This is a genomic window from Streptomyces sp. NPDC096048, from assembly GCF_044763415.1.
In the GTDB taxonomy this organism is placed as follows: Bacteria; Actinomycetota; Actinomycetes; order Streptomycetales; family Streptomycetaceae; genus Streptomyces.
This window is the reverse complement of record NZ_JBIWGG010000018.1, coordinates 23,033-46,671: the sequence shown is the minus strand read 5'-3', so window position 1 is coordinate 46,671 and position 23,639 is coordinate 23,033. Positions and strand designations below refer to the sequence as shown.

23 protein-coding genes are annotated in these 23,639 nt (G+C 72.9%); 4 read left to right on the top strand and 19 right to left on the bottom strand.

Going from position 1 to position 23,639, the window contains the following annotated elements; translation table 11 throughout:
* Positions 1 to 12: 12 nt before the first annotated feature.
* Complete coding sequence (locus ACIQ6R_RS35890; protein WP_404226123.1) at positions 13 to 477, top strand: helix-turn-helix transcriptional regulator; 465 nt, start codon at positions 13 to 15, stop codon at positions 475 to 477.
* A gap of 5 nt (positions 478 to 482) precedes the next feature.
* Positions 483 to 1,115: a glyoxalase gene (locus ACIQ6R_RS35885; protein WP_404186371.1), complete on the top strand. Its 633-nt coding sequence runs from the start codon at positions 483 to 485 to the stop codon at positions 1,113 to 1,115.
* A gap of 86 nt (positions 1,116 to 1,201) precedes the next feature.
* Here the strand turns inward: ACIQ6R_RS35885 and ACIQ6R_RS35880 are convergent, their stop codons facing one another.
* The 8 genes from ACIQ6R_RS35880 to ACIQ6R_RS35845 all read right to left on the bottom strand — a co-directional run bounded on the left by ACIQ6R_RS35880 (position 1,202) and on the right by ACIQ6R_RS35845 (position 9,646).
* The gene (locus ACIQ6R_RS35880; protein WP_404186369.1) at positions 1,202 to 1,618 is read right to left on the bottom strand and encodes an enediyne antibiotic chromoprotein; all 417 of its coding nucleotides are present in this window, start codon (positions 1,616 to 1,618) and stop codon (positions 1,202 to 1,204) included.
* Positions 1,619 to 1,739: 121 nt separating this feature from the next.
* A complete protein-coding gene (locus ACIQ6R_RS35875) occupies positions 1,740 to 2,528 on the bottom strand; it encodes a response regulator transcription factor (protein WP_404186367.1) in 789 nt (262 codons plus the stop codon).
* 157 nt (positions 2,529 to 2,685) lie between these two features.
* Positions 2,686 to 3,090: a GNAT family N-acetyltransferase gene (locus tag ACIQ6R_RS35870; protein WP_404186365.1), complete on the bottom strand. Its 405-nt coding sequence runs from the start codon at positions 3,088 to 3,090 to the stop codon at positions 2,686 to 2,688.
* Positions 3,074 to 4,360: an adenylosuccinate lyase gene (gene purB / locus ACIQ6R_RS35865; RefSeq protein ID WP_404186363.1), complete on the bottom strand. Its 1,287-nt coding sequence runs from the start codon at positions 4,358 to 4,360 to the stop codon at positions 3,074 to 3,076. Before purB ends, ACIQ6R_RS35870 begins: the two co-directional genes overlap by 17 nt.
* Before the next feature lie 55 nt (positions 4,361 to 4,415).
* Entirely contained in the window at positions 4,416 to 5,927 is a 1,512-nt protein-coding gene (locus ACIQ6R_RS35860; RefSeq protein ID WP_404226120.1) for a glutamine synthetase family protein, read from the bottom strand.
* Positions 5,928 to 5,953: 26 nt separating this feature from the next.
* The gene (locus ACIQ6R_RS35855) at positions 5,954 to 7,342 is read right to left on the bottom strand and encodes an amidase (protein WP_404226117.1); all 1,389 of its coding nucleotides are present in this window, start codon (positions 7,340 to 7,342) and stop codon (positions 5,954 to 5,956) included.
* Between the two features lie 10 nt (positions 7,343 to 7,352).
* Positions 7,353 to 9,320 carry a hypothetical protein gene (locus ACIQ6R_RS35850; protein ID WP_404186357.1) on the bottom strand — a complete coding sequence of 656 codons (1,968 nt, stop codon included), beginning with the start codon at positions 9,318 to 9,320 and terminating at the stop codon, positions 7,353 to 7,355.
* Positions 9,317 to 9,646 (bottom strand): 4Fe-4S dicluster domain-containing protein, encoded by a 330-nt coding sequence (locus ACIQ6R_RS35845; RefSeq protein ID WP_404186355.1) that lies wholly within the window; start codon positions 9,644 to 9,646, stop codon positions 9,317 to 9,319. Before ACIQ6R_RS35845 ends, ACIQ6R_RS35850 begins: the two co-directional genes overlap by 4 nt.
* 268 nt (positions 9,647 to 9,914) lie before the next feature.
* Here ACIQ6R_RS35845 and ACIQ6R_RS35840 point away from each other — a divergent pair, with 268 nt between their 5' ends.
* The gene (locus ACIQ6R_RS35840; protein WP_404226116.1) at positions 9,915 to 10,997 is read left to right on the top strand and encodes a methyltransferase; all 1,083 of its coding nucleotides are present in this window, start codon (positions 9,915 to 9,917) and stop codon (positions 10,995 to 10,997) included.
* A 62-nt stretch (positions 10,998 to 11,059) separates the two neighbouring features.
* On the opposite strand, the gene ACIQ6R_RS35835 is transcribed toward ACIQ6R_RS35840, so the two are convergent.
* From ACIQ6R_RS35835 to ACIQ6R_RS35800, 8 genes are all read right to left on the bottom strand, one after another.
* Positions 11,060 to 12,616, bottom strand: a complete 1,557-nt coding sequence (locus ACIQ6R_RS35835) for an FAD-dependent monooxygenase (protein WP_404226114.1) — start codon at positions 12,614 to 12,616, stop codon at positions 11,060 to 11,062.
* Positions 12,617 to 12,683: 67 nt separating this feature from the next.
* Positions 12,684 to 14,189 carry an FAD-dependent oxidoreductase gene (locus ACIQ6R_RS35830; protein WP_404226112.1) on the bottom strand — a complete coding sequence of 502 codons (1,506 nt, stop codon included), beginning with the start codon at positions 14,187 to 14,189 and terminating at the stop codon, positions 12,684 to 12,686.
* Position 14,190: 1 nt separating this feature from the next.
* Entirely contained in the window at positions 14,191 to 15,135 is a 945-nt protein-coding gene (locus ACIQ6R_RS35825) for an aromatase/cyclase (protein WP_404186347.1), read from the bottom strand.
* Between the two features lie 68 nt (positions 15,136 to 15,203).
* A complete protein-coding gene (fabG, locus tag ACIQ6R_RS35820; RefSeq protein WP_404186345.1) occupies positions 15,204 to 15,989 on the bottom strand; it encodes a 3-oxoacyl-ACP reductase FabG in 786 nt (261 codons plus the stop codon).
* Between the two features lie 10 nt (positions 15,990 to 15,999).
* Positions 16,000 to 16,275, bottom strand: a complete 276-nt coding sequence (locus ACIQ6R_RS35815; protein WP_404186343.1) for a phosphopantetheine-binding protein — start codon at positions 16,273 to 16,275, stop codon at positions 16,000 to 16,002.
* A 93-nt stretch (positions 16,276 to 16,368) separates the two neighbouring features.
* Positions 16,369 to 16,698, bottom strand: coding sequence for a TcmI family type II polyketide cyclase (locus ACIQ6R_RS35810; RefSeq protein WP_404186341.1), 330 nt, complete (start codon positions 16,696 to 16,698; stop codon positions 16,369 to 16,371).
* 105 nt (positions 16,699 to 16,803) lie between these two features.
* Entirely contained in the window at positions 16,804 to 17,499 is a 696-nt protein-coding gene (locus ACIQ6R_RS35805) for an antibiotic biosynthesis monooxygenase family protein (protein WP_404186339.1), read from the bottom strand.
* A 57-nt stretch (positions 17,500 to 17,556) separates the two neighbouring features.
* Positions 17,557 to 19,023, bottom strand: a complete 1,467-nt coding sequence (locus ACIQ6R_RS35800; protein WP_404226109.1) for an FAD-dependent monooxygenase — start codon at positions 19,021 to 19,023, stop codon at positions 17,557 to 17,559.
* A 186-nt stretch (positions 19,024 to 19,209) separates the two neighbouring features.
* Here ACIQ6R_RS35800 and ACIQ6R_RS35795 point away from each other — a divergent pair, with 186 nt between their 5' ends.
* Positions 19,210 to 19,677: a nuclear transport factor 2 family protein gene (locus tag ACIQ6R_RS35795; RefSeq protein WP_404186335.1), complete on the top strand. Its 468-nt coding sequence runs from the start codon at positions 19,210 to 19,212 to the stop codon at positions 19,675 to 19,677.
* A gap of 11 nt (positions 19,678 to 19,688) precedes the next feature.
* Here ACIQ6R_RS35795 and ACIQ6R_RS35790 read toward each other — a convergent pair whose 3' ends face one another.
* From ACIQ6R_RS35790 to ACIQ6R_RS35780, 3 genes are all read right to left on the bottom strand, one after another.
* Positions 19,689 to 20,633, bottom strand: a complete 945-nt coding sequence (locus ACIQ6R_RS35790) for a 4'-phosphopantetheinyl transferase family protein (protein ID WP_404226107.1) — start codon at positions 20,631 to 20,633, stop codon at positions 19,689 to 19,691.
* 110 nt (positions 20,634 to 20,743) lie between these two features.
* Positions 20,744 to 22,555: an acyl-CoA dehydrogenase family protein gene (locus ACIQ6R_RS35785; RefSeq protein ID WP_404226106.1), complete on the bottom strand. Its 1,812-nt coding sequence runs from the start codon at positions 22,553 to 22,555 to the stop codon at positions 20,744 to 20,746.
* Positions 22,556 to 22,649: 94 nt separating this feature from the next.
* Positions 22,650 to 23,603, bottom strand: coding sequence for an SRPBCC family protein (locus ACIQ6R_RS35780; protein ID WP_404226104.1), 954 nt, complete (start codon positions 23,601 to 23,603; stop codon positions 22,650 to 22,652).
* Positions 23,604 to 23,639: the final 36 nt, after the last annotated feature.

The following is a 23,639-nucleotide window of genomic DNA, read 5'->3' as shown; positions in this document are numbered from 1 at the left end:
GAGGAGTCCGTCATGTGCCATCCCGGGTGGAGGCAGGCGATGATCGCCGCGCAACGCCTGCTCGACCTCGCGCACGTGCGCCGCGTGCGCGACCGGATCGACCGGGAACCCACGCGGCCGCTGGACGTCGATGCGCTCGCCCGCGAGGCGGGCATACCGCCCGGTCAGCTCGCCCGGCGGTTCCGTGACGCCTACGGCATGTCGCCGTACACCTACCTGACGGTGCGCCGCGTGGAACGTGCGATGGAGATGCTGCGGCACGGCGACCACAGCCCGGCCGACCTCGGCCTCGTGGTCGGCTGCCCGTCGACGGCCGTCCTCGTCACCCGTTTCACCGAACTGGTCGGCATGCCGCCCGAGGTGTACCGGCGCCGGGCGGCAGCCGGGTCCGCCGGACTGCCATGGTGTGTGACGGCACCGGTGCCGTCATCGAGCAGGATCGAAGAAGCCCCGGCGAGCCCACCGCGGCTAGCGTGATCGCCATGACTTCCCTCGCATCCGTCACCCTGGAGGTGGCCGACCTCTCGGCCGCCGACCGCTTCTACACCGCCGCCTTCGGACTGGGCTCGCAGGTACGTCTGCGGGCCTCCGACACGCCGACGACCGGCTTTCGCGGATTCACGATGTCGATCACGGTGTCCCAGCCGGCCGACGTCGACAGCTTCATCGGCTCCGCCCTCGACGCGGGTGCCACGACCCTGAAGCCGGCCGCGAAGTCCCTGTGGGGCTACGGCGGCGTCGTGCAGGCCCCGGACGGCACGATCTGGAAGGTGGCCACCTCGTCGAAGAAGAACACGGGTCCCGCCACCCGGAAGGTCGACGACCTCGTACTCCTGCTGGGAGCCGAGGACGTCAAGGCGAGCAAGCAGTTCTACGTCGAGCGGGGCCTGACCGTGGCGAAGAGCTTCGGCGGCAAGTACGTCGAGTTCGCCTCCGACGACTCGGGGCCCGTCAAGCTGGCGCTGTACAAGCGCCGGGGCCTGGCCAAGGACGTCGGCGTGCCCGAGGACGGCGGCGGCTCGCACCGGATCGTGCTCGGCGGCACCGCCGAGGCCTTCACCGACCCGGACGGCTTCGCCTGGGAGCCCGCGCCGGTGACGTCCACGTCCGCCTAGGACGTGCGGCGGGACACGGGCGAGCCCACCGGGCGGTGCCGGTCGCGGGCACCGCCCGGTGGGCTCGAACCCTCGGGTGGGTCGCCTCAGCCGAAGGAGATACCGGTGCCGACCGGACCGCTGGCCTCCTGGTAGGCGACCAGCTGGCACTGCTGGGTGGCGCAGTCCACGGTCACGGTGGAGCCCGTGCCGGTGCTCCAGTCGGTGGCCGTGAACTGCTTGCGCACGGTGTAGGCGGTGCTGAAGCTGCCGTCGGCGCCGACGGTGGCCGTCGCCAGCGTGTCGGTGCAGGTGGTGTTCTCCCGGCACTGCGACACGGCGACCTCGGAGCCGGCCGGGAAGCCCGTGCCGGACACGGTCACGGACTGGCCGTCGGTCAGGCCGCTGCCGGGCGAGGCGGTCACCGCCGGAGCCGCGGAGGCCGGGGCCGCGGTGAAGGCGAGGGCGGCGACGGCGGCGGCGCCCAGCAGGCCGGACTTGGTCAGACGCGAGCGGATCTGCATGTTCGTCTCCCCAATTGGTGCGGTAAGCGGAACGGCGCGTTCTGGTGATCACGCCTCACTCAGAGTCGGCCGGAACGCATGAGACCGGCTTGAGAACCGCTCGAACGCCCGCCGACCACCGCTAGGGATTTCCCAGCATGAAGCCCACGCCCCGCACCGTCACGATCCATCCGCTGTCGCCCAGCTTGCCGCGGAGGCTGCTGACGTGGGTGTCGACGGTGCGGCGGGACCAGGAGTCGCCCCAGACCTGCTGGAGGAGCTGCTTGCGCGGGATGACCGTGTCGGGGTGTGAGGCGAGCAGGCACAGGAGGTCGAACTCCTTGCGCGTCAGGGCGACTTCCTCGTCCCCGACCAGGACCTCGCGGGAACCCACGTCGATGTGCAGGCGGCCGTGCCGGATCTCGCGGGCGGCGGCGGGCTGCCACTCGGCCCGGCGCATCACGGCCTCGATCCGGGCCATCAGCTCCCGCAGGCCGTACGGCTTGGCCACGTAGTCGTCGGCGCCCGCCTGGAGGCCGAGGACACAGTCCAGCTCGGAGGCGCGGGCGGTGACGATGATGACGGGCACCCGGCTGACGGCCCGCAGCGCACGGCAGACCTCCAGGCCGTCCAGGTCGGGCAGTTCGAGGTCGAGGAGGACCAGGTCGGCGTCCTCGTGAGCGCTCAGCGCGTCTCCGCCGCGCCGTACGCCGAGGGCCTCGTGACCGTGCCGGCGCAACTGGGTGACCAGGGAGTCGGCGCAGGCGGCGTCGGCGTCGACGACGAGAACACGACGCCCGGAGGGCATCGAGACGGCCGCGCCGTGGCCGGTGGCGACCGGCTCACGCTCCTGGGCGGTCCGTGGGACGGCCGGGGCGGCGCCGGTGTGCGGGCGGGTGTCGAGCAGTGCCTGTGCCGATGTCTGGGTCATGCCTCCCCCGGGGGTCCGGTGCGGTGCGTGCGGCCGTGGGACGGCACGACGCGGACCACCCGTGGCGCCGCGGATGCGTGAGCCCGCCCCGACCGTGAATCTAGGCAAGCGCGGTGGAGCCCCGGTACAGCCCTGCTGACCCGGTGGGAGGCAGGTCCTACGGGTTGAGCACCCAGGCCGATTCGTGACGCGTGAACCCGATGCGCGGGTAGTAGTCGACGGCCGCCGGCGCGGACAGGAGCACGAGCTTGGCGGCCGGGGCCGCGTCCCTCGTGGCGTCGATCAGGGCGCGGCCGACACCGGAACGCTGACGGTCCCGGACGACGGCGATGTCCGAGACGTAGGTGACGTAGGAGAAGTCCGACACCGCGCGGACGATGCCGATGAGCGTTCCGTCGTCGTCGCGGGCGACGAGCACCAGGTTGGCGTTGCGGACCATGGTCGCGAACCGCTCGCGGTCGGCGACCGGGCGTCGTTCGCCGAGTCCGGAGGCGTGGTAGACGCCGAGGACCTCGTCCAGGTCGAGCGCGGCACCCTCGACGCGGTCAGTCTTCCAGCTCATGCAGCTTCTCCAATCGGCTGTGGATCACATCGTGGTGGGCGAGGAAACGCTCGGGGCCGAGACCCGCCACGTCAATGCCCTGCTTGGCCAGGGACGCGCCGAAGTGCTCGCCCGTCGTCAGGGTGTGGTTGGCCGCGGCCTGCACGCCGCGGTAGGCGCTCTCGCGCTCCATGCCGCTGCCGAGCAGGTCGGCGAGGACCGAGGAGCTGTGGACGAGCCCGTCGGTCTGGTCGATGTGCGCGCGCATTCGTTCGGTGTCGACGGTGAGCGACGCCACCAGGTCGGCGGCCTTCGTCACCTGGTAGTGGCCGACGCAGAGGCTGTCGGGCAGGATCACCCGTTCCACGGACTGGTGGGCGAGGTCGCGTTCGTGCCAGAGCGCCACGTTCTCCAGGGCCGTGTCGGCGTAGCCGCGCAGCAGGCGGGCGAGGCCGCACAGCCGTTCGCTCGTGGTGGGGTTGCGCTTGTGGGGCATGGCGCTGGAGCCCTGGTAGGCACCGGTGCGCCGCTCCTCCACCTCGCGGACCTCGGTGCGCTGCAACAGCCGCAGCTCCAGGGCGATCTGCTCCACGCAGGCGCCCAGCGTGGCCACGGCCTGCAGGAGCTGGGCGTGTCGGTCACGGGCTACGACCTGGCTGGGCGCGGGTTCGGCGGCCAGGCCCAGCGCGGCCAGGACGTGCTCCTCGACGCGCGGGTCGATCAGCGCGTAGGTGCCCACGGAACCCGAGACGGTGCCGACGGCCACGGCCTCGCGGGCGGCGTCGAGCCGGCGCAGTGAGCGGTCCACGGCGAAGGCGTGCCCGGCGAGTTTGTGCCCGAAGGTGGTGGGCTCGGCGTGCACACCGTGGGTGCGGCCCACCATCGCGGTGTCCCAGTGCTCCAGGGCCCGTCCGGTCAGCACCCGGCGCAGTCGCCGGGCGGCGCCGGTGAGCAGGTCGGTGGCCCGGGCCAGGGTGTGACCGAGCGCGGTGTCGACGAGGTCGTAGCTGGTCATGCCGTGATGCACCCAGCGCGCGGAGGACTCGGGGATGTCCTCGCAGTAGGCGGCGAGGAAGGAGAGCACCTCGTGGTCGCGTTCCCGCTCGATCTCGGCGACCCGCTCCGGCTCCGGCACGCGGGCACGGCGCATGTCCTCGACCGCCTCGTGCGGTACGCGGCCCAGGGCGGCCTGCGCCTCGGAGGCGAGGATCTCCACCCGCACCCAGGTTGCGTAGCGGAACCGGTCGGAGAAGAGGTGGGCCATCTCGGGCAGCGTGTAACGGGGAATCATGCGACGCCTTCGTCAGGAGACCGGTCGGGACGGGGACTACAAGGAAGGGCGGAGGTCAGTAGACGCCGAAGTACTCGCGCTGCTCCCACTCGGTGACCTGTCCGGGCGTGGGCGCGGCCTGCAGGCACCAGGCGTCGAAGCGGCGCAGTTCGCTCTCCTTCAGCTTGGCGAGGCAGGCCGCGAGCGGCTCGCCCAGCAGCCGGGCGGCGCGGCCGGCGCGGAAGGCGTCCAGGGCCTCGCCCAGCCGCTGCGGTACGAGGACGGCGTCACCCGGCCCCGCGGCCCCGGTGGCGTCCACGGGTGCGGCCGGCGCCGTGATGCCCTGGAGGCCCGCGAACAGCTGGGCGGCGATGGCGAGGTACGGGTTGGCGCACGGCTCGCCGATCCGGTTCTCGATGTGCGCTCCGGCACCGTGCCCGACGACGCGGAGCATCGCGCTGCGGTCCTCCTGGCTCCAGCCGAGCCGGGTGGGCGCCAGGGTGTGTTCCGCGGCGAGCCGCCGGTAGCCGTTGACGGTGGGCACCGACAGCAGGAACAGCTCGCGGGCCCAGTTCAGCAGCCCTTCCGCGTACGCCTTGCCGTGCGGGGACAGCCCACCGGAGGGGCCTTCGGTGCCGAAGAGGTTGCTGCCCGAGGCGAGGTCGGTGACCGACTGGTTGAGGTGCCAGCCGCTGGGGTCGGCGGCGTCCAGGAGCGGCTGCGACATGAAGGAGGCGTGGTGCCCGCGCCGGGCACACCAGCTCTTGGTGACCGTGCGGAAGAGCAGCATCGCGTCGGCGGTGTCCAGCGCGGACATCGGACTGAACGTCGTCTCGACCTGGCCCGGCCCCGACTCGTGCTCCATCGACCTCAGCGGAAGGCCGAGGGCGAGCAGGTGCAGGGCGAGCGGATCGGTGAGGGGAGCGACGGTGTCGTAGTAGGCGTCGAGGTTGAACTGGTAGCCGGCGTTCAGGGCGGACACGCGCGGCGCACCGCCCTGCAGTCCGAAGCCGTTGCCGGTGTTGCCGGGCGCGTCGTCGAGGCGCCGGGTGAGGTACCACTCGACCTCGAGGCCGAGGACGGGGGCGAGCTCCCGCTCGGTGTACCGGTCGACGACGCGTCGCAGCACGGCCCGCGACGAGAGCGGATGCGGGCTGCCGTCGCGCAGGTACTCGTCGCCGATGACCCACGCGGTGCGCGCGTCGCCGCCCGGCAGCGGGTGGAAGGTGAGCGGATCGGGGACCAGGACGAAGTTCCCGGCGCCGGCGATCTCGTCGACGCCGATGCCGTGGTCGCCGAGGAAGTCGACGGCGACGGCGTGCCCGGTGTCGAAGACGAACGGCCCGGGGCTGAAGTTCATGCCGTTGCGCAGCACGGTGCGGAACGCCTCGGCGGTGAGCGTCTTGGAGCGGACCAGACCGTGCGGGTCGCCGAAGACGAGGCGCACGAGGTCGAGGTCGGCCAGGCTCGCCTCGACCCGCTCGGCTGCGGCGAGCCGGGCCTCGTCCCACAGCCCGTGATCAGCCACGAACGAGGGCTGCCCGACACTGCCCTCCGCTGCGGGCGAGGACCATGACCTGGCGTACATGGGAACGTCCTTTCCACGGGCGTGAGTCATCGGGCGATCGCGGGTTCCAGCACGCGCGTACCGGGCGGCACCGGCGTGCCGAGGTCGGCCTCCAGGCGTCCGGCGAGCTGGACGACCAGGTCGTCGGCGCCGACGGGCCCGACCAGTTGCACACCCACCGGCAGGCCGGCGCAGGTGAGACCGGCGGGCAGCGACAGGGCCGGCTGGCCGGTCATGTTGAAGGGGTACGAGGCGGGTGCCCAGGCCAGCCACTGCAGGTCCCGGGCGTCGGCCGCCCAGGGCGGACCGACGGTGTCGGCGGCGAACGGCTCGACGGGAACGGTGGCCATGGCGAGGACGTCGTAGCGGTCCATGACCGTGCGCAGGGTGGCGCGCAGGTTCTGGCGGACTTCCTCGGCACGGATCACGTCGGCACCGCCGAGGGTGCGCCCGTGCCGGATCACCTCCAGGCGGCCGGGATCGGCCCACTCGTCGTCCTCGGGACGGGCCCCGGCCGCCTCGGAGGCGGCGAGGAGGTCGACGAGCGCGGGGTACAGGTGGGTGCAGCGCACCTCCACGTGCTCGACCAGGTGCCCCTGGCCCACCAGGGCCAGGCGGGCCTGCTCGGTGACGCGGCGGACGTCGCCGGCGGTGCCGTCGTACTCGATCCAGCCGATCCGGAGTGCCCGTGCGGTGCGTGGCGCGTCGAGGGAGCCGAGGCCGGAATCGGGGTCGGCCGGGTGCGGGCCCGCCATGACCTCCGCGAGCAGCGCGGCGTCGGCGACGGTGCGGGCGAGGGGGCCCTGGTGGGCGAGCCGGTCGGCGCTGTTGGGCACGTACGGGATGCGGCCGAGGGACGGCTTGTAGCCGACGACGCCGCAGAACGCCGCCGGTATCCGGATCGACCCGGACCCGTCGGTGCCGAGGGCCGCGTCGCACAGGCCCGTGGCCACCGCGGCCGCGGCGCCGCCGCTGGAGCCGCCCGCGGTCAGGCGAGGATCGTAGGGGTTGCGGGTGGGCGGGGCGACTCGGCTGACCGTCGACGCGCTCCAGCCGTACTCGGAGGTGGCGGTCTTACCGACGACGACGGCTCCGGCGGCACGCAGCCGGGCCACCGCGGGCGCGTCCTCGCGGGGCCGGTCGTTGGGCAGCAGGGAACCGCGCCCGGTGGGCAGGTGGCGGGTCTGCAGCAGGTCCTTCACGGAGACGGTGACCCCGAGCAGCGGCATGGTCCGCCAGGCATCGGCGCCGAGTTCCCGGATGCGGGCGTCCGCGCGCCGTGCCGCGCGCAGTGCCTCCTCGCCCGCGACGGCCACGTACGCGTCGAGAGTGTCGCGCTCACGCGCCGCGCTCAGGACGGCCGTGGTGTGTTCGACGGCGGACAGTTCGCCCCGCCGCAGGAGTTCCCTGGTGTGGCTGACGCCGCGGGCGGTCATCGGTCTCCTTTCACGACGCTCGGCGGACCTGGCCGGCCGCGGACGCCGCGGGTCCCCGGCCGGTGACGGCGCTCCAGTGCCAGCCGGCGTCGAACGCGGTGACCTCGATGTCCGTCCCGGCCGCGACGAGCCCGGCGGCCAGCGAGGTGGCGCGGGCGATGAACCCCGACACCCGGTGGGCGGCGAGCAGGTCCTGCTCGTCGAACGGGCTCCCGGCACAGCGCAGCAGCCTGAGGTCCATGAAGCCGTCGAAGCGGCGGCCGTCGACCTCGACGGACTGCGGAGAGCGCAGCGAGAAGCGCACGTTGTTGCTGACGTGCCCGTGGTGGTGCTGGTCCGAGAAGAACGCGACGTCCGGGATGGCGGGCGGTACGAAGTGGTCGCGGGCCACCACCTCGGGCACCCGTGGCAGATTGCCGGCGACGAAGTGCCAGGAGTTGTACTGCATGCGCGAGGACATCGCCCAGGCGGCGTCGGCGAGTGCGGCCTCGGAGCCGCCGAAGTGCGCGGCGGCCCCGGGCCGCGGCACCACGCAGCAGAAGAAGTGCGTGATGTCCCAGTCGCAGATCTCCGCCCAGCTCTCGCCGCGCAGCGCCCGCACCAGGTCGGGCAGCGAGCGCATGCCGCGGCTCATCGCGAAGTCGGCGCCGAAGGCGTCGACGGTGGCGGCCACGGTCTCGTGGACCACGGACTCCAGGCCGGTGCCGAAGGAGCCGTGCGGTTCGGCGAGCCAGCCGGGTGCGGCGGCCAGGTCGCGGCCGAGTTCGGCGAGCGTTGCGCCGGCCAGCGGCAGCCTCGTGCGCAGGCGTTCGGCGACCGCGTCCTCGCGAGCCCTGGCGACGGGGCCGGGGCCGGCGGCCACCCGCTCCACCTTGTGCATCAGAGCCCCGTGGATCTCCCGGTACAACTGGGCGTGCCCGCCCATCTCCCGGCGTCGCTCGCGCAGCGCGAGGGCAAGCCGGTTCAGGTCGGCGACGCGCCGCGAGGCCGCGGCGGGCACGGGTTCGAGTCCGGGTACGGCGTTGTAGGCGCGACGCACCCGCTCAAGCGTGTACGCGACATGGTCGACGGTCAGCTGGGTGCCGTTGGCCTCCTCGATCCGGCCGAAGCCGGCCGAGTGGATGAGCAGGGTCAGGCAGACGACGAGCTGGACGTCCTGGTCCGACCACAGGTCGAACGGAAGGTCCCGCAGCGCGCTGAACGCGCAGTCGGGGTGACCGGGCCACAGGGTCTTGCCGGTCAGCGTGTTCTGGCCCCGGAAGTTGGTGTACTGCGTGTCCTCCTGGTGGAGGACGAACGGGGCGGTGCGCAGCGCCGCCTCCGTGGCCTGGGCGACCAGCGCGGCCCGGCCCTCGGGGCCCTGCTCGGCCAGCCAGGAGCGGCAGTCGGCGACGCTGTCGGCACTCCTTCGCCGGGCCCGGTCGAGTTCCCGACGGTAGGCGGCGAGAGCGGCGCGGTCGTACGGCACTCGGAGCACTCCACCGACCAGGTCGCGAGGGTCGAGGGGGCGGGCGCCGGGGGTGCGCACGGCGATGCGGCCGTTGGTGGTGAGCCCGATCTCGCCGAGGAAGGCGGGGGGCCCGGACGGGTCGGGGGCCGGCCGCGCGGGCTCTGCCGCCCGGATGCCCGACGCGTCGGCGAGGCTGTCGCCGGGGTCGTCCGGGTCGCGCCAGCTCAGGCCGAACAGCGCGATGAGGGCGGCCTGTTCCGCGCGGTTCAGGGCCCGCAACTGGATGTCGCCGGGGACGTGCCCGTCGAGGGTGAGCAGCACGTCGAGCGCGGCTCGCGGGTCCCCGGCCTCGGTCGCCCGCCGCCAGACGCGCCGCAGCAGTCCGGGGAACCCCGCGTCGGGGTCACCCACGCGGTCCGGCTTGGCCGTGCTGCCTGCGGGGGTGCCCAGCCGGCTGGGGCGGCGGCTGATCCGCTTCCTCGCGTTGACGGCGCGGCGGGACTCCTGGCGCCCTGCGGGCTCCTTCATGCGGCCCTCTCGGCGGTGAGTTCGACGTGGTTCCACATCGCGTCGTCGGTCGGGGTCCAGTCCTCGTCGACGTAGATGCAGTCGACCGGGCACTCGAGCACGCAGGCCGGGCAGCCCGAGCACAGCTCCGGGACGATCACCACGTCGAGGCCCCGGTCGAAGATCGCGCCGAACTCCGCGGGACAGCCGCGCAGGCAGCTGTCGCAGGTGATGCACTCGGACGCCTCGATGCGTCGCGGGGGCTTCTTCCAGTTGCCGGCGCGGGAGCGTCCGGCGATGCGATCGGCGCGCTCCGACAGCGCGGCGGACGAAGCAAGCTTCTTCACGGGATCGGCCCCCTCCGGGACTCTGCTCGGTCAAGCCCGAGCCGGACGGTCCCGATCGTCACCGGGCTGCCTCGACTGCCCCCTGAGCGCGGGTGGGGACCAACTGGAGGACCGCGGTGCCCGCTCGAGTCGGCTGCGAGCGCGGCCCGTCCGCGCCGCCGGACCGTTGGTGTCCTTCGCGCACCCGGGCCGTTGCGCCCGCTGCGCGTCGCCCCGCCCGCCCGCGGGCAAGCCACCCGGCCGCCCGCCGCCCACCACGGAGGAACCTATGCCCCTGCCGCCCGCCCGCGTCGTGCGGGTCGTCGAAGGCGTGCGTACCGGTCTGCAGCGGCTGGCACGGAAGCTGGCCCCCGCACCGTTCTCGCTGCTCGAGATGGTCCAGGGCGCCATGCTCAGCCAGGCCCTCTACGCCGCCGCGGAACTGCGCGTGGCCGAAGCGCTGAGGGACGGTCCGCTGTCCGCCGAACGGCTCGCCGAACGCGTCGGCGCCCACCCGGAGACACTGCAGCGGCTGATGCGGCTGCTCGCCTCGAACGGCGTGTTCGCCGAGCGGAAGGACGGCGCCTTCCAACTGTCCCCGATGGGAGCGGCGCTGCTCGAGGACGCGCCGATGTCCATGCGCGGCATCGCCGTGCTCATGGGCCACCCGATCCACTGGGAGGACTGGTCGCACTTCGTCGACGCGGTGCGCACCGGCGAGCCGAGTCTGCCGAAGCTGCGCGGTATGACGGCCTTCGAGTTCATGGAGGCCAAGCCCGAGTACGGCGAGGTGTTCATGAAGGGCATGGGCGCCATGTCCGCCACCGAGACGGAGCCGGTTCTCGCGGCGTACGACTTCTCGCGCTTCGGCACGGTCGTCGACTTCTGCGCGGGCCGGGGCGAGCTGCTCGCCGGGATCCTGCGGAAGTCGCCGGGCGTGCGCGGGGTCCTGTCCGATCCGCGGGTGGGCGAGAACGGTGCGGCCGACTACCTGGCCGAGCAGGGTGTCGCCGACCGGTGCGAGGTGGTGTCCGCCGATCTGTTCGGGCCGGTGCCCGAGGGCGGGGACGCCTATGTGCTCAAGCACATCGTGCACGACTGGCCCGAGGAGCAGGCGCTTCGGATCCTGCGCAACGTGCGGGCCGCGATGCGGCCGGGCGGGCGGCTGCTGCTGATGGAGATGGTCGTGCCCGACAAGCCGAACGCCGCGCACTCCTCGAAGCTGGTCGACCTGTGGCTGATGCTGCTCGTGGGCGGCAGGGAGCGGACGGCCGGGCAGTACGGGGAGCTGCTGGCGAAGGCCGGCTTCCGGCTGGAGCGGGTGGTGCAGACGCCTGCTGCCATCTCGGTCGTGGAGGCGAGCCTCCGGTAGGGGCCCGCGCAGCGACGAGGGGTGCCACCCGGTCCGGCGGGCGGCACCCCTCACTGCGTACGTCATCCTTCGGCGGGTGCGCCGAACCAGCGGGCGAGGGCGGCGCCGAGACCGTCTCCGCCGTCGGCGCCGGTCCACGCGACGTGCCCGTCGGGGCGGACCAGCACCGCCTCCGCGCCCGCGAACACGGCACCGCGGTCGGCCGTGCGGGCGGTGACGGTCACGACGTCGACGCGGCCGGCCCAGGGCGCGGCGGCCGCACGCAGACCCGGGTCGCCGACGAGGTCGAGCAGGACGCCGTGCCCGGCGTGCAGCAGGGCGAAGGTGTCGGTCTCGCCGTCGGGCCCGGTCAGCGGGAGCCTGCCGAGGCGGCGCCCGAGGAGCGGGTGGACGGTTTCGCCGTCGCCGGACTCACCGCCGTCGATGCCGTCGTAGCGGATGTCGAGGTGGGAGACGATGCCCGCGAGGTGGCGGCGGACCGTGTCGTAACCGGTCAGCTCGGTGATGATGCGACGCAGCGGCTCGGCCTGGTCGCCACCGAGGAAGACCATGCCCTGGGCGCGGGTGTTCATCAGCAGGCGGCGCCCCACGGGATGGCGCTCGGCGTGGTAGGTGTCGAGGAGGGCCTCGTCGGCGCGTCCTGTGACGACGGCGGCGAGCTTCCAGCCGAGGTTGGCGGCGTCCTGGACGCCGGTGCTCAGGCCCTGGCCGCCGGCGGGCAGATGGATGTGGGCGGCGTCGCCTGCCAGCAGCACGCGGCCGCGCTTGTACTCGGCGGCCTGGCGGGTGGCGTCGCTGAAGAAGCTGACCCACTCGGCGCCGCCGCCGCTGATGTCCTCGCCGGTGATGTGCTCCCAGGCCTTGGCGACCTCTTCGAAGGTGACGGTGTCGTCGGCGCTGCGGGCGGCGGCGCCGTGGGGGCAGACGATGATGCGGTGTACGCCTTCCTTGAGCGGGGCGGCCATCACCATGCCGTTGGGGAGCGTCTCGCCGAGGTAGCGGGGCTTGAGGTCGAGGCCGGTCACGTCGGCGAGGAACATCGCGCGGGTGGCCTCGGTGCCGGGGAAGTCGATGCCGGCGAGCTTGCGCACCGTGCTCTTGCCGCCGTCGCAGCCGACGAGGTAGGGGGCGCGCAGCTGCCGTACGCCGTCCGCGGTCCCGACGGTGACCTCGACGTGGTCGCCGTCCAGGAAGCCGTCGGCGACGGCGAGGACCTCGCACCCGCGGCGGATCTCGGCGCCGAGGTCGGTGGCCCACGCGGCGAGGACGGCCTCGGTCCGGCTCTGCGGGATGCCGCGGGCGCCGAAGTGGGCACCTTCCAGGGCGGTGAAGTCGAACTGGACCCCGCCGAAGTGGCCGACAGGGCTGACCTCCAGGGTCTCGCCCTGGCCGAAGCGCGGCAGCAGGCCGCGCTGGTCGAAGACCTCCATGGCGCGGGCGGTGAAACCGAGGCCGCGGGACTGGCCGGTGGGCTCGGGCAGCTTGTCGAGGACGATCACTTCCGCCCCGCCCAGGCGCAGTTCGCCTGCGAGCATCAGTCCGGTCGGGCCTGCGCCTACGACGATGACGTCGGCGTCCATCGTGGTGTCCTGCATGGTCGTGGAATCCCTCTCAGTCATCAGTGGTCCGTGCTCGGTGGGGTGGGGGCGGCGAGGGCGGGAAGTGTGCGGCCCGGGGACCGACGGCTCAGTCGGCGCCGAACCACCGTCCGACCGCCTCGGCGAGCCCGTTCCCGTTCCCGCCGCCCGCCCAGACGACATGACCGTCGGGCCGGACCAGGACGGCCTGCGTGCGCGCGAGCGGTGAGCCGGGGGCCGCCTGTGCGGTGACCGTGTCGACGCGGTCGGCCAGGGCGGTGTCGATCCGCGGCGGTGGGGCGCCGAGACCGAGGAGCAGCCCGCGTCCGGAGCGCAGCAGTTCGGCCGTGCTGCAGACGATCTCGCCGACCCGCAGCCGCACATGCGGCAGTCGTGCGCCCCGCAGTGGGTGCTCCGGGCCGCCGACGTCGTACCGGACGTCGAGCCCGCTGATCATTTTGGCGAGACGGGTGCGCACCTCTTCGTGGGCGACGAGTTCGGCGAGGACCGTGCGCAGCGGCTCCACCTCGGGGCCCCCGAGCAGCAGCAGGGCCTGGGCGCGGATGTTGCCGAGGACGGCGGCGCCCACGGCGGCGCGTTCGGTGCCGTAGCTGTCGAGGAGGCCGCCGGGTGCGGTGCCGTCGACGGCGGCGGCGAGCTTCCAGCCGAGGTTGTAGGCGTCCTGTAGGCCGAGGTTGAGTGCCTGGCCGCCGATGGGCATCTGGCGGTGGGCGGCGTCTCCGGCGAACAGGACGCGGCCGTGCCGGTAGCGGGCGAGGCGCCGGTTCTCGTCGTCGAAGTGGTTGACCCACAGCGGGGTGCCGCCGGTGATGTCCTCTCCGGTGACGCGTTTCCAGGCGGCCGCCATCTCGTCGAAGTGCGGGGCGCCGGCGCGTTCGCGGACCACGGCGCCGAACTCGTGCACCATCACGCGGGTCACGCCGGCCGGGTTGCGGGCGGCGACGGCGAGGCCGCCGGGGAGGCGTTCGAAGCGCCGGTCCGGGATGTCGATGCCCTCGACGTCGGCGCGCAGCAGTTCGCGGGCGGCCGGGGTACCGGGGAAGTCGGCGCCGATCAGGCGGCGCACCGTGGAGTCCTGACCGTCGCAGGCGACCAGGTGAGAGGCGCGCAGCGTGAGGCGGTCGCCGTGGCGGCCGGTGGCGGCCGCCTCGACGTGGGAGCCGCGGTCCCGCACGGCGTGCAGGGTGTGGCCGCACCTGAGGTCGGCGCCGAGGCCGAGGGCCCACTCCTCCAGGACGGACTCGGTCCTGGTCTGAGGGACCTTCCACTGTCCGGGGTAGGGGCCGGGCAGCGTCAGATCGAGGGGGATGCCGCCGAAGTGGCCTCGCGGCTCGCACGGCGGGCTGCCGAGGTCCGCGAGCAGACCGCGGCTGTCGAGCAGTTCCATCGTGCGGGCGTGCAGGGTGGAGGCGCGGGACTCCGTGGTCGGGCCGTGGCGCCGCTCGACGAGGGTCACCTGGATGCCGCGCAGGGCCAGCTCGCCGGCGAGGAGCAGGCCGACGGGGCCCGCGCCGACGACGATCACCTGGGTGTCGACCGTCTCGGCGGGCCCGGTGCGCGATGTCCGGCCGTCCGGGTGCGGGGCGCCGGTCATGTCAGCGGTTCCGCTCCGCGTGGTCCTTGGCGTGGCCGAGGGTGGCGAGGCTGTTGGTGCTGAGCGCGCCGTGCACGTAGGTACGGGCGTCGGCGACGGTCGCCTCGGGGCCGAGGATCCGGGCGATGTTCTCGGTGTTGAGGGTGACGGTGTGCTGGGAACTGGCCGTCGTGCCCGATTCCTCGGTCTCCTCGAAGGTCCACACGCCGGTGTGCAGGGTCATCAGGGCCGGCAGCGTGACCTGCTTGTAGGCGATGCGGTGGTGGCCGAGGACGACCCGGTAGGACTTGGTGGTGTGCGTGGAGCCGTCCTTGGCGCGGGTGTCCATCTCCAGCTCCTGCAGGCCGGGGGTGTCCTCGGTGAAGCGGACCCGGGCCACGTGCGGCAGCCGCTCCGGCCACAGTCCGGCCTCGTTGACGAAGGCGAAGGCGTCCTTGGCCGAGCCGTCGATCGTCACGGTGTCGGTGAAGGAGAAGGTCAGTTCCTGTGCGTCGGCGGCGTGGACGCGCTCGACGTTCTCCTTGAGGGCGGCCAGTTCGCTGGTGCTGTTCTTGTCCACGGCCCGCTCGATCCACAGCAGGTCGTGGGGGTCGTCGTCGACGGCCCGGTAGTCGTGCAGGAGCCGGACGCGCGAGGTGGTCTCACCGAGGGGTTCGACGATCCAGGTGCCGCCCATGGCGGCGACCGGCGGTGCCGGCACCTCCTGGCGGAAGGTGATGCGCAGGGCCTCGGGGTCGAGGGTGCGCCGCGAGGTCCAGGTTTTGGGCTCGCCGTTGGCGGTGGCCCAGATGCGGATGCGCTCCTCGTTGCCGCCGGTCTCCTCGCGGTCGACGTGGATGGTGGGCGGGAAGATCCGCGGCCAGTTGGTCACCTCGGCGAGGAGGCGGTAGACGGCGGCGGCAGGCGCGCTGATGGTGATCTCGTGCTCGACCTCACGAGTCGTCATGACGGCTTCTCCTCGGTGGTACCGGTTGTGCGGACGGCGGGTAGCGCGGCTCCCGGTGGACGGGCGGCCTAGAAGTTGCCGAGGCCGCCGCAGACGTTGAGTGCCTGGGACGTGATGGACGCCGCGGTGTCGGAGGCGAGGTAGCCGACGAGGCCCGCGACCTCCTGGGGCGTGGAGTAGCGGCCGAGCGGGATCTTGGCCTGGAACTTCTTGAGGATCTCGTCCTCGCTCGTGTCGTACGCCGCGGCGTAGCCCTGCCGCACCCGCTGGGCCATCGGCGTCTCGACGTATCCGGGGCAGACGGCGTTGACGGTGATGCCGGTCGGTGCCAGTTCGTTGCCGAGGGCCTTGGTGAAGCCGACGACCCCGTGCTTGGAGGCCGAGTAGGGGGCGCCGAGCACGACGCCCTGCTTGCCGGCGGTGGAGGCGATGTTGATGATCCGGCCGCGGTCCTTGGCGCGCATGCCGCCGGTGGTGAGGACCTCGCGGGTCATCCGGAACACGCTGTTGAGGTTGGTGTCGATGACGTCGTCCCACAACTCGTCCGTGATGTCCGCGGTGGGGCCGCCGCCGGAGCGTCCGGCGTTGTTGACGAGCACGTCGACGGTGCCGAACGCGGCGACGGCGCTGCGCACGAACTCCTTGACGGAGTCGGCGTCGCGGACGTCGAGCTGCCGGCCGTCCACGTCCAGGCCCTCCTCGCGCAGCGCCTTGGCGGTGTGGGCGACGTTGTCCGCGTCGCGTGCGCCGATGAAGACCTGATGCCCCTGCTGCGCCAGCAACCGGGCGGCTTCCAGGCCGATGCCGCTGGTCGCACCGGTGACGAGGGCGACCCTGCGGGTGGTGTCGGACATGGTGCTCCTCTCAGGCGGCCCGGGCCCCGGACAGGGACAGCTGGGCGTTGACGATGTCGAGCAGGTCGCGCGGTGTGAGGTCGTCGCCGAGGTCGTCGTCGTCCAGGACGATGCCGTACTCGCGCTCGATGCGGCCGCCGGTCTCCAGCAGTGCGATGGACTCGTAGCCGAGGACCTCGAACGTGGTGTCCTGGATGTCTCCGGCGAGGTCGACGTTCTCGTCCGCACCCGCGGCCTCGAGAAGTATGCGCCGCAGGTCGTCGAGGGTGAACTGGGTACTGGCCATGGGGTGCTTCCTTCGGTCTCGGGGCGGTGACGCCCCAGCTGATCGTTTCCGGTGCTCGCGGGTCGGCCGGCCCGCCGGCGGTACGCCGTCCGCTCAGGCGGACGCCTCCCACCGGTAGAAGCGCCGTGCCATGGCGTCGGCCGGGGAACGCCAGGTCGCGGGGTCGTAGGGTTCGATGAACGGTTTGAGGTCATCGCTGATCCGCACGAAGCGCGGGTCGTCCTTGGCGCCCTGGATCAGCTCGCCGCCGTTGTCCTCGTCGAAGTCCTGCAGGTGGAAATACAGGCCGTTGAAGGCGAACAGCTGGCGCCGCCGGGTGCCCATCCGGTGCGGCATGTCGGTCGCGTCGAACTCGGCGAACAGTTCGGCGACGTCCGCGCTCGAGCCCGGCGCCATGCGGGCCACGATCAGCGTGCTGTGCATAGGTTCTCGCTCCTTGGCGGGGTCCGACGGGTTGCTCGGGGCACGGATGCCGCTCGGCGGCCGGCGCCGGTACGGCCGGTGCGCGCCGCCCGGCGCGCGGGCGGGCTACTCGCCCGCAGCGCGCGTGTGCACGACGCGGTAGGTGTTCGCGTCGCACTCGATCTGCAGCTCGGCGATGCGATCGTCGTTGGCGCGGCGGGGCCTGGGCTTGCGCTCGTGGGGCAGGTCGCGGAATGCCTCGTAGCTCTCCTTGCTGTCCCACTGCGAGTAGACGACGGCGAAGGCGCCCTCGACGAACATGGCGCGCAGGCCCTTGAAGACGCTGTGAGAGCGGTAGCCGGGGACGTTCACCAGCCAGTCCTGGCCCTCGCCCAGGAGCTTGACCAGCTCGGCCTGGTCGGCCTCGCCGACCCGGTGGACCTCGATGGCCGTGTAGTCGTCGCGGTCGGGCGAGACCTCGACGCGGCCGCCGAGGTCGGGGTGGGTCTGGGTGTAGACGATCTCGTTCTGCAGCAGCCGGATGGCCGTGGTGATCTCGCGGAAGACGGGCAGCGTACGGTGCTTGAACTCCTCACCGGAGTACCGCTTCTGCAGGTCTTCGCCGCTGCGCCACTGGATGAGGTTGGCGGTGCCGGGGGTGCCCTGCCCGGCGTGCACGGTGGAGGAGATCCACCCCTCGTACGCGGCCGCGTCGACGATCTTGCCCATCTCGGTGATCAGCTGGTCCTGGTGCTCGGGGGTGTCGGTCGTGAACAGGTTGAGAACAGTCAGGTAGTTGTCCTCGGTGGAGATGATCGGCATGGTTCCTTCGCTTCCTCGAGTCCTCGGGATACGTGTGTGCGGTCGGGAGGGCCGTGGTCAGCCGGCGGGGCCGAACCAGCGGGCGAGCGCGTCGGTGAGCGGCATGCCCGTGGCACCGGCGGCCGGACCGTCGCCCGCGCCCCCCACCCAGGCGATGTAGCCGTCGGGACGAACGAGTACGGCGTCGAGGCCGTAGCCGTCTTCGGCGTCCTGCACGGTGACGGTGTCGACGCGGTCGGACCAGCCCTCGCCCGCAGCACGCAGCTCTTCGCTGCCGGAGAGGTCGAGCAGCAGGCCGCGCCCCGGCTCCAGGAAGGAGAAGACGCTCTGCTTGACGCCGTCCCGGGAGACCTGCTTCTCCTCCAGACGGCGGCCGAGCAGAGGGTGGCGGTCGCATCCGACGTCGTGTCGGATGTCGAGCCCGGTGACCATGCCCACCAGGTGACGCTGCACTTCCTCGTGCCGCACCAGCTCGGCGAACACCTGGCGCAGCGGCCCGGTCTCCTCGCCGCCGAGGTAGAGGGTGCGCTGGGCGAGGGTGTTGGCGAGGATGCGGGCGCCGACCGGGTGGCGCTCGGAGTGGTAGGTGTCGAGCAGCCCCTCGGGAGCCCGGCCCTTGACGTCCAACGCGAGCTTCCAGCCCAGGTTGACGGCGTCCTGGATGCCGGCGCTCATGCCCTGGGCGCCGATCGGCAGGTGGATGTGGGCGGCGTCGCCGGCGACGAAGACGCGTCCCTTGCGGTACTGGGTGGCCTGCCGGCTCACGTCCGTGGTGGAGGAGACCCACAGCGGTGTGGCGCCGCTGATGTCCTCGCCGGACAGGCGGTGGAACGCCTCGGCGACCTCGTCGAAGGTGATGGGGTCCTCGCCGGCGCGCATCGGCTGCGCGCGGTCGTAGTAGATGACGCGGCTGCGGTCCGGACCGAGCGGCAGCACCATGACCATGCCGCCGGGCACCGGCTCGCCGCTGAAGCGCGGGCGCAGCTGTACGCCGGCGATGTCGGCGAAGCGCAGTTCGACGGTGGGCGCGGTGCCGGAGAAGTCGATCCCGGCGCTGGTGCGCACGACACTGCGGGCGCCGTCGCAGCCGACGACGTGGTGGGCGCGAAGCGTGCCGGTGCCGTCCGCGGTGGCCACGTGGACACGGACCTCGTCGTCGTCCTGCTCGACGCCGGTGACCTCGACGCCGCGACGCACCTCGACACCGTGCTCCGCGATCCAGCCGGCGAGCATGGCCTCGGTCCGCGACTGGGGGATACCGCGGGCGCCGTACGAACCGTTCGGAACGACCCGGTAGTCGAGCGGCACTCCGCCGAAATGACCGAACGGAATGACATCGACATCGCCGAGCCGGGATGTGAGTCCGCGCTGCGCGAATTCCTCGATCGTGCGCGCGGAAAAGCCGAGGGCTCGGGATTCCTTGATGGGTTCGGCAAGCCGATCGACGACCAGGGCGGAGACTCCGTTGAGACTCAACTCGCCCGCGAGCATGAGTCCGGTGGGCCCTGCTCCAACTATGATCACGTCCGCGTCAAAGGTGTCCATCTGCCCTCTTCCGACTGGTGTTTGATGAGTATTGCCGGACCACGGAGGAACGGTAAAGCGAGTTCGGTACAGGCTTTGCGCAATCCATTACAGAACTCTGCCGGGAATGTCAGATCTCTGGCAGAGGCCTGGTACCCCGACCACGCCCGGCGCCATGCTCGGGCGGTGACTTCCAATCTTTCGCCCGCCGATTCGGCCGCGGCCGCCGATTCCGCGGACGCCGTTGTGGTCGCCGAACTACTGGGCCGCTATCTGGTCACGCTCGACGACGAGGAGCCCGACGACGCGTGGGCCCGGAGCCTGTTCACCGAGGACGCGGTCGTCACCTTCCCGATGAGCCGCCACGAGGGGTGCGCCGGTCTCGCCGAGTGGCACCGCGCCTCGCTCGCGGCGTTCGCGCGCACCCAGCACCTGGGCTCGCCGGCGGTGGTGACCGTCACGGGCGACAGGGCGGCGTTCCGCGCCAACGTGCTGACCACGCACGCGCACCATCCCGGCGGGGACCGGCCGCCGCTGTTCCGCGCGGGGACGCTCGCCTCCGGTGAGGCTCGCAGGACGGCTGCCGGGTGGCGGATCCGCGAGCTGTCGTTCCGGGTGCTGTTCACCGAGGGGGAGCCTCCCGCGCGGGGCTGATCGTCCGGCGCTCAGACGTCCACGACGGGGCCCTCGTCTCCGGGCGGGGTCATCGCCGTGAGCAGCCGCGGGTCGAGCATGGTGCCGACCGAGGTGTCCCCGGCCGGGTCGAGCCCGGCGTCGTGGCAGGCCGCGCTGATCAGGTAGCGGCCGAGCACCGGGTGGGTGGCGAACGCCCACTCGTCGCCGAGCGCCGCGGCACCGTCGGGGGTGCGCAGGCCGCCGAGGGCGAGGCCGAAGCCGAACTCGGTGAAGGCGAGCCGCATGCCCTGCCCGAGCGCCTTGGTGTACGCCTCCTTCAGGGTCCACAGCCGCAGCACGCACGCCGCCTGCTGTTCCGCGGACAGCGCGTCGAGTTCGGCGACCTCGGCCGGGGTGCACATCCGGCCACGCATCAGGTCCAGGTCGAAGCGCCGGTCCGCGCACTCGGCGTCCAGGCCGACCCGGCCCACCCGGCTGATGCCTACGGCCATCAGCTCGCCGGTGTGCGTCAGCGCCACCTCCACCTGGTCGAGGCCCCGAAGGTAGGGACGGCCACCGAGACGGTAGGCGATGTCGATGTCCTCCGGACGGATGCCGAGCGCGGCCGCCGCGGTGTACTTGATGAGCAGCCGGGAAGCGGCGAACCGGCTGCGGACCGCGGGGTCGTGGGTGCCGGCGTAGCGGTTCCAGTCCCGGCCCAGCAGCGCCTTGAGGCGTGGTGTGGTGAGCACCGCGGGAAACCACTCGGTCCACGTCGCGTACGCCACCGTGGTCCCGCGGTCCAGGAGATCCTCCCGGATCCGCAGCCAGGAGCTGTCCGGACGCGGAATGTGCACGGGCGGCGCGACCGCGCACCCGTGCGCGGTGGCGACGACACCGAGCGCGCTCAGGCGCCGCAGGGTGTCGAGGACACCCACAGCGTCACGGGCGTCGATGTCGTCCGTGACGCGGCCGTCGCCTCCGCGCACGGCCATGGGCTCCCTGTGGTGCACGGGGTTCGCCTCCCAGCGTCGTCCTGCGGGCCGGGCGGCCGGTCCGGGCTGGCGGACCTCCCGAGCCGAATCGTTTCTGCCCAGTTCGGGGCTCACGCGAGCCGCATCCCGTAGAGGTCGAAGCTCCGCCCGCTCCGGTACCGGTCCACGAGCCGGGCCGCCAGGTCCTGCGTAATGCCGTCCGGCAGGTCGGGCACGTCCAGACCGAGACGGCGGCCGAACCTGGTCAGGGCGATCAGTGCCCAGTCGGGCTCGGCGAGCAGGCCACCGCCCGGGGAGCCGGGGTCGGCGTTCTCGCAGACCCCGAGACAGGACGCGGCCGCGAGCAGCAGGCAGTACCGGTCGACGAGGACGTACGCGGCCGGCGCGAGCGCCCCGGTGTCCGGGCGCCCCAGGAGTGTGGCGCACCGCTCGACGAGGCTGTACACCTCGGCGGCGAAGGCGTGGGCGAGGTCGGCGAGCGCCGCCCACCTGGGGCCCCGGTCCCGCTTGCCGTCGAGCCGGGCGACGGCACCGAGCAGCGCGGCGAGCAGACCGTCGCAGCCGCTGTGCGGGTCGCGGGGTTCCGCGTCGAGCCGCCGGAAGTCGAGCGCGCTCCGGCCGACGCCGGGTGTGAAGAGCGCGCCGGGTGCCTCGTGTCCGTTCCCGCCGCTCCAGGTCGCGTGGGCGAGGGTGCGCAGGTGCGGGACGAGTACGGCCTGGGTGTCGGCGGTACCGGCGTGTCCGAGCCCGGCCACGGGGAGGTCGCGCACCAGTTTCTGGAAGCCGCCGTAGGTGGGACCGCGGTCGTATCCGCGCGCGCCGAGCACCGCGGCGAGTTCGTCGAGGTCCTCGTGGAGCAGCGCGGACACGGCGTACTTGGCGGCGGCGGAGGGGATCAGGGCGTGCTCGGGCGCCAGGTCGAGCAGCCGCAGGCCGGCGACGGCGAGGCTGTCACAGGCGAGCAGGTCGGCGAAGACCCCGGCGAGCACCCTGCCGCGGCGCCCGCGCAGCACCAGAGGGCGCCGGGACTCGCTGACGGCCCGGACGGCGTATCGCAGTGCGCTGTCCATTCCGCCGACCAGAGCACCACCGGACACCAGCGCACGGCTGACCTGGAAGGTGCGCAGGGAGAGGCTGACGCCCTCGCCGAGCCGTCCCACGAGGGCGTCGGCGGGCACCGGGCAGTCGTCGAGTCGCAGACCCGCGTAGTGTGCGCCGCGCATGCCGTGGGTGCGGACGCGCGGCAGCCGGTGCACGGCGTGCGCCGGGAGCCTGCCTGTCTCGAGCAGGAACACGGAGTGGCTGTCCGGGCCGTCGCCGGGCGCGGTGCGGACGTAGGCGACGAAGGTGTCGGCGCGGTCGGCGTTGATGACGACGTCCTTGCGGCCGTCGACCACGTACCCGTCGGGGGCGGGCCGTGCCGTGTACTCGCCGCGCAGGATCGCGTTGGCGTGGGCGAACTCGCGGTGCAGGATCGTGATCCGGCCGCCGCCGAGCAGCAGCGACGCGGTGTCCCGGCGCTGCCGCTCGTCCCCCGCGGTCCACACCACGGAAGCCGCGAACAGGGCGGTCACCCCGGCACCGAAACCGAGCGCGACGTCCCGCCGGAAAACGGGCCGCAGCACCTGGGTGAGTGCCTCGGCACCGGTGAATCTGCCGCCCAGAGCGGTGGGCACGAACTCGGCGGCGAGTCCGAAGCGGCCGAGCAGTTCCTCGGTGGCGGCGGGGGCCTCGCGCCGTTCGTCGGCGGCGAGCAGCGCCTGCTGGCCGTACGGGTTGCCGGTGGCGAAGGGATCGCCGAGCAGGTCCTCGACGTGCCGGGCCCGTGCGGCTCCGTCGCCGGGCACCCGGGGGACGCGGGAGTCCGGCGCCGGGCCCGCGGCCACGGAAGTGCCGGCACCCGCGGTGAGGCTGTTGTTCACGTGCGACCTCCAGCTTCAGCCCGCCCGGCGGGTGCGGACGGGTGCGAACAGCGCGGTGAGCGGGGACGGTTCGGCCACGGACCGGCGGTGCGGCTCAGGCCCCGCGGGCCGGCGCGCACTCGGCGTGCTCCTTGGCCAGCCGCAGCGCGGCGCCGCTCTCCCGGGCGAGCCGGGAGCGCAGGGCCTGCCGGGCGAGACGCACCGCGTCGGCACCGTCGCCGTACCGCTCGCGCACACCGTCCTCGTCGAGGACCGCGTGGTGCCGCGCGACGACGGTGACTCCCGCGCCCCAGGCGTCGGGTTCGACCGACCACTCCCCCGCGTGCGCGGCGAGCAACGCCGGCTCCTCGGTGTCCCGGACGTCCTTGTAGACGATGCGCCCGGCGTGCGGGAAGCCGATGCGCACCGACTCGGTCGTGCGCACGGTCCCGTCGGCGCCGGCCAGTTCCACGGTCATCAGCTGTACTCCGGGCGCGCGCTCGGCGATGTCGATCCTCCTCGCGCCGGGCACCGCGTCCGGCCGGTCGCCGAAACGGTGCAGGAAGTCGTACACCGGCTCGACGGGTGCGTCGACGGTCACGGCGTCCTCGAAGGAGAGGACGAGGTCGTCGAGACGGCGCCAGCGCTCGGCGAGCTGCCGGAGGTTGGTGAGGGCGGCCCGGCTGTTGGCGGTGGTGGCCCTCTTCACCCAGTCCACGTCGGCGCGCGCGTTGTCGGCCACGGCGAAGTCGTTGCGAAGGGTGACGAGCGACCGCTCGGGACCTCGCGGTTCGACGGTCCAGCTGCCGCCCATGGAGGTAACCGGCCGGGGCAGCACCTCCTGGCGGAAGTCGACACGGTGCGCCTCGGGGTCGAGGACACGCCGGGTGGTCCAGGACTTGACCTCGCCGTTGGCGGTGACCCACATGCGCAGCCGCTCCGATTCACCGTCGAACTCGAGCTGTTCGACATGGAGGGTCGGCGGCAGGAAGACGGGCCAGCGCAGCGCGTCGGCGATCAGGCCGTAGAGCACGCCGGCGGGGGCGTCGACCTCCGTGTGCTGGGCCATACGGTGCACGGGCGCGAGATACATCCCCACACCCCT